The sequence below is a fragment of the Cetobacterium sp. genome, assembly GCF_048470075.1.
Taxonomy (GTDB): Bacteria; Fusobacteriota; Fusobacteriia; order Fusobacteriales; family Fusobacteriaceae; genus Cetobacterium_A.
The window spans coordinates 1-5234 of sequence record NZ_DBGBQB010000302.1; the positions used below are offsets into that span (position 1 = coordinate 1).

The following is a 5234-nucleotide window of genomic DNA, read 5'->3' on the forward strand; positions in this document are numbered from 1 at the left end:
ATTTAGAAAGAAATAAAATTTTTGGATCTGTTATAGATAGATTTGTAGCTAAATCTAATACAATTGTATATGTTGTTAAGTTGGAAAATAAATTGGGAACAGTTGGAAAAACTTATGTTTTAATTTCAAAATACATAAAGAAACATAAGGGTTTTTTAGATAGATTGTTCTCTATATTAGGGCATTTGAAAGAACTAAATGCAAAAGTGGTTTTTATTTGTGAGGATGAAACTAAAAAGTATTTAGAGAGATTTCTCAAAGATGATAAAAAGATAGAGTATTTAAACGTTAATGATTGGAGAAAAGTTGATGATTTAGTATTCAATCTTATTAGAAAAGAGGATATGCTAATTCAATTTTTAGGAAGAGAGGGAGAGATCACTTGGAACTATTCTCAAAATAAATTAGCAAAAAATTTAGTTGAAAATATAGAAGGAAATTATATTGGAATTTATTTACCTTGCCTAAACGAAAAGGAATGTGAATGTTTAAATTTATAACCAAAAAAAGCTGAATTGATTTTCAGCTTTTTTTAATTATTTGATTAATCCTTTAGATTTAAGAGCTTCTTTGGCGATAGAATACTCAGTGTTTTTTCCCTCAATAGCTTTAAGATTTAACTTTTGCATATCTTTATTGGTAAATGTATTCTTTAATCGAGCTAGCTCGTTTTCAACATCAAATTTATCTTTAGCATTGTTTGAAATAGTTACGACAGCCTCGTAAGGTGGGAAGAATTTTAAGTCGTCTTCTAAAACAACTAAATCATACTTTTCTAAAAGTCCATCTGTCGAGTAAACTACTCCAACTTCAGCTTTATTAGAATGAAGAGTTGGAATTATAAGTCCTGGTTCCATAGAGTTTACTTTTTTAAAGTTCATTCCATATGTATCAACTAGACCTTTTAATCCATCCACTCTTTCCATAAATTCATGTCCACCAATCAAATAAAAATCATCAGCTATATTTTTTAAATCTGAAATTTTAGTGATACCAAATTTTTTAGATAACTCTTTATTCACAGCTAAAGCGTATGTGTTGTCAAAACCAATTGGAGCTAAAATATCTAAATCGTGCTCTTTGTTGTATCGATACTTAATTTTAGCAAACATCTCTTTTGGAGGTAACATCTCTTTTTCTCCTAAAATAGCTAAGAACGAAGTTCCTGTATATTCTGGATAAATGTCTATTTGTCCACTTTTAATAGCTTCAAAATTTATGTTGGTTCCACCAAGTTCTACTAGTTTAACTTTATACGGTGTATTTTCTGTAATTAATATAGATATCATATTTCCTAAAATTCTTTGTTCTGGAAAAGTTTTATGTCCCACCACGATTGTGGGTCTATTTAAAGTTTTAGAACTTTCATATACTTTAAAACCTATTCCTAGAACTAGCATTGCAAGTGCAACTTTTAGTACTTTTATGTTTTTCTTTTTCTCTTTAGGATTGAATAGCATTCCGCTTGGTGTTAAAACTTTTTCTAAAACACCTAAAAAATAGTTGGCAACAAATGCTAATATAGCTGTGGGAATAGCACCTGTTAAAACCAAATTATTATTACTAGTTGAGATTCCTCTAAAGATAAGTTCTCCTAAACCACCAGCTCCAATTAGTGCCGCTATTGTTGCAGTTCCGATTGTGGCAACGGTAGAAATTCTAATTCCACCCATTATAACAGCGACAGCAATAGGAAGTTTAACCTTAGTTAAAACTTGAAAGTTAGTCATTCCCATACCAATAGCAGCTTGAATTGTAGAATTATCTACTCCTTTAACTCCTATGTATGTATTTGTTATAATCGGAAGTAAAGAGTATAGGAAAAGTACGAATACAGCTGGTCTTATACCTATTCCCATTATAGGAATAATAAGTCCAAATAGTGCTAGACTAGGTATTGTTTGAAAAATTCCAGCTATAGTTAAAACCATTTTAGAAAGTTTTTCACTTTTGGTTATCGAAATTCCTATAGGAACACCAATCAATATGGCTATTGTTACAGCAAGCCCTGTTATTTGGATATGTTGCATAAGGGCTGTTTGAACTTCTGGAAGTTTTTGTATAAAATATCTTAAAAAGGACATCATAAAGCCTCACCTATTTGCTCGACTTCTTCGCCCTCTATTTCAGGAGTAGGAGCGATTTTATTTATGGCATTTACAAGACCTAGATTTGTGATAACCCCAGTTAGTCTATTTTTGTCATCAACGACTGGAATAACTTTGGCATTTAAAGTGGACATTTTATTTAAAACATCCAGTAGATTACTATCTTTGTCAATTGTAATAAAATTTTTATCCATAATATCTCTCACTCTAAGGATATTATTTTCCATAGCGTAGATTAGATTTTTCCTAAAAATTATTCCGATAGGTTCCTCATGTTTTCCGCCTTCAACTTCAGTAACAACAAGAAAATCACTGTCGTGGGCTTTTAAAAGATTGTAAGCTCTTGAGATATTACTAGATTTATCGATAGTAGAATAATGACGTGACATAATATCCGAAACTAAAAGTTTTTTAGGAGTTTTCCAAATTCTATCTTTTCCTAAAAATTGTTCGATGTACTCTGAAGTTGGTCTTTTTAAAATCTCGTCAGGGATATCAAATTGTAAAATTTCTCCGTCTTTTAAAAAGGCTATTTTTTCTCCCAATTTAATGGCTTCATCCATATCATGGGTAACAAATATAACTGTTTTCCCAAGTTCTTTTTGTAGTTTTAAAACTTCATCTTGAATACTCTCTCTAGTTATAGGGTCTAGAGCAGAAAAAGGTTCATCCATCAAAATAATATCTGGATTAGTAGCTAAAGCTCTTGCTATGCCTACTCTTTGTTTTTGTCCACCAGACACTTCATGAGGATATTTTTCATAATACATTTCAGGATCAAGGTTTAAAAGGCTTAATAATTCATAAGCTCTGGCTTTTCTTTTTTCTTTTTCCCACTTTAAAAGTTTAGGAACAAGCTCGATATTTTCTCCGATGGTCATATGAGGCATAAGTCCCTCTTTTTGTATAACGTATCCAATTCTTCTTCTTAAAGTTATAGGATCTACCTTACTAATATCTTCACCATCTATAAAAATAGATCCTTCTGAGGGATCAATAAGTCGATTGATAAGTTTCATAGTTGTTGTTTTTCCACAACCAGATTCACCGATTAGAACAACAAACTCGCCAGTTTTTATTTTAAAATCTATTTTTTTTAAAACAAGATTTTTCCTATCATAGGATTTTGTAACATTTTTAAATTCAATCAAATCAACCACCTCGCTTTATAAATTTTAGTATATACTTATTACCGAAAAAAAAACTTTTTTCCTTTTTTAAACAAAAGAGACTAACCTTAGGTTAGCCTCTAAATGCTTATTTTAATATATTTTCTCCAGCTCTTTTTCCAAAGACGATAATCTCTGTGATTGCATTTCCACCTAGTCTATTAGTTCCGTGAAGACCACCAACGATTTCTCCAGCTGCAAATAAACCTTCAATAACATTTCCGTTTTTATCAAGAACTTGGTTCTCCTTATTAATACGAACACCACCCATTGTGTGATGAACTGCAGGAGCCACTTTTTGTATATAGAAAGGACCTTCAGATATAGATACAAGAGTACCTCTTCTGTTAAAATCTAAATCCTTTTTGTTTTGAACAAAGTTATTATATTTTTCAATTGTTTTTAAAAGGTTTTCTTCATTTATATTCATAAATTTAGCAGCTTCTTCTAAATTTTCTGAAATAGCGATTAGGTTAGAATTTTTTAATCTTTCAACCTCTTCTTTGTTTTTACTAACATAGTTAGTAATATCCTCAATTTCTTTTCCCCAAACTAGATATCCAACACCATTTTCTTGTTGAAGTATAGCTTCTGAAACAGTATCTCTTCTTTCAAGTTCTTCAACGAATCTATTTCCAGATTTGTTAACCAATATAGCACCATCAAATCTACTTCCTCCTACGTGAGAAAGTTCTCCTGTTTCAGGATTAGAAATAGGGAATGTTTGGATATATTCCATTTGAAGAAAATCAGCTCCAACTTTTTCACTCATTAGATGCCCGTCGCCAGTAATGCCACTGATGTTTGTAGTTTTATATCTCTCGTCTAAGTTAGGGTTATATTTTTTTCTAAGTTCAATATTTCCACTAAAACCACCTGTAGCTAAAATAACTCCTTTTTTACCCATGAACTTAACATTTTTATCTTCAATAGTTGCTAAAATACCAACAACTTTTGAATTATTATCAGTTATTAATTCTTTTGAACGTACTCCAGTTCTAATATCAACACCTAAAGAAACTGCTTTTGATCTAAGTTTTGCAATTAGTTCAATTGCGTATTTACCAGAAAATACAGCAGCTCTAGGAACCGAATGTCCACCAAAATGAATAAGTTCATCTTTAAAAGAAACTTTAATTTCATCTTTTAGCCATCTATATGTAGGTAAAGCTTCATTTACAAAGATATCAAGAAGCTCTAAAGAACTTTCATTGTCTCCACCTGAAAGAATATCTTTTCTGTAAAGCTCTATTGAATCTTGAATCTCTTTTTCTACTTGAGTGTCATTTCCAGGAATATTTATTCCACCCATTGAAATAAGAGTGTTTCCACCAATAGCAGACATTTTTTCTAATAAAACTACTTTGGCTCCTTTAGATGCAGCTGAGATAGCAGCTGATAAACCAGCTCCACCAGCTCCAACAACTACAACATCAAAGTTTTCAATAGGTTTGATAATTTTTTTGCTCGCTCCATCACCTATTTTAATTAAATTTTCAGCTTCAAGCATTTGAATCTCAAGTTTATCTGGATTTTCTCCAGCATTAATCAAAGCATTTTTTACAGCTTCTCTAATACCTCTTGAACTCATAGAGCATCCTGAAACATTAGGAACTAAAATACTGTTAGCTTCTAATATTAGTTTTGGTATATGGTTAAAGGCTGGGTCTGAAATTATTTTAGTTTCATTGTGAGAAAGAATTGTTATATCTTTTATAACATTTTCTAGAATTTCAATTTCTAGAGAAATCTCTCCGCCATATCCTTTACCAAGTCCTGTAAATTTTCCGTTTTTCATTTTTATCTCCTCATTAAATAACATTGTTTTTATTGGAATTTGAATTTCTGTTATATATTCATTTTTATTTTGAGACAAAAATGAGTTGATAATATCAATTTCATAAATAAATGGTTCAATGTTAATTTTATTTAAAGATATGTAATCTAAAATCTTTTT

At 30.6% G+C, this 5234-nt stretch carries 4 protein-coding genes; 1 reads left to right on the forward strand and 3 read right to left on the reverse strand.

Annotated features, from left to right (window positions below; genetic code table 11):
- The coding region (locus ACMOUI_RS10570) for a hypothetical protein (RefSeq protein ID WP_418965664.1) at positions 1-500 on the forward strand (500 nt) is incomplete at its 5' end.
- Between the two features lie 36 nt (positions 501-536).
- On the opposite strand, the gene ACMOUI_RS10575 is transcribed toward ACMOUI_RS10570, so the two are convergent.
- The 3 genes from ACMOUI_RS10575 to ACMOUI_RS10585 all read right to left on the reverse strand — a co-directional run.
- The gene (locus ACMOUI_RS10575) at positions 537-2084 is read right to left on the reverse strand and encodes a glycine betaine ABC transporter substrate-binding protein (RefSeq protein ID WP_418965665.1); all 1548 of its coding nucleotides are present in this window, start codon (positions 2082-2084) and stop codon (positions 537-539) included.
- Positions 2084-3259 carry an ABC transporter ATP-binding protein gene (locus ACMOUI_RS10580; protein ID WP_418965666.1) on the reverse strand — a complete coding sequence of 392 codons (1176 nt, stop codon included), beginning with the start codon at positions 3257-3259 and terminating at the stop codon, positions 2084-2086. The genes ACMOUI_RS10575 and ACMOUI_RS10580 overlap by 1 nt, the downstream gene beginning before the upstream one ends.
- 106 nt (positions 3260-3365) lie before the next feature.
- Positions 3366-5234 (reverse strand): flavocytochrome c (locus ACMOUI_RS10585; protein WP_418965667.1); only part of this gene is annotated, 1869 nt, incomplete at its 5' end.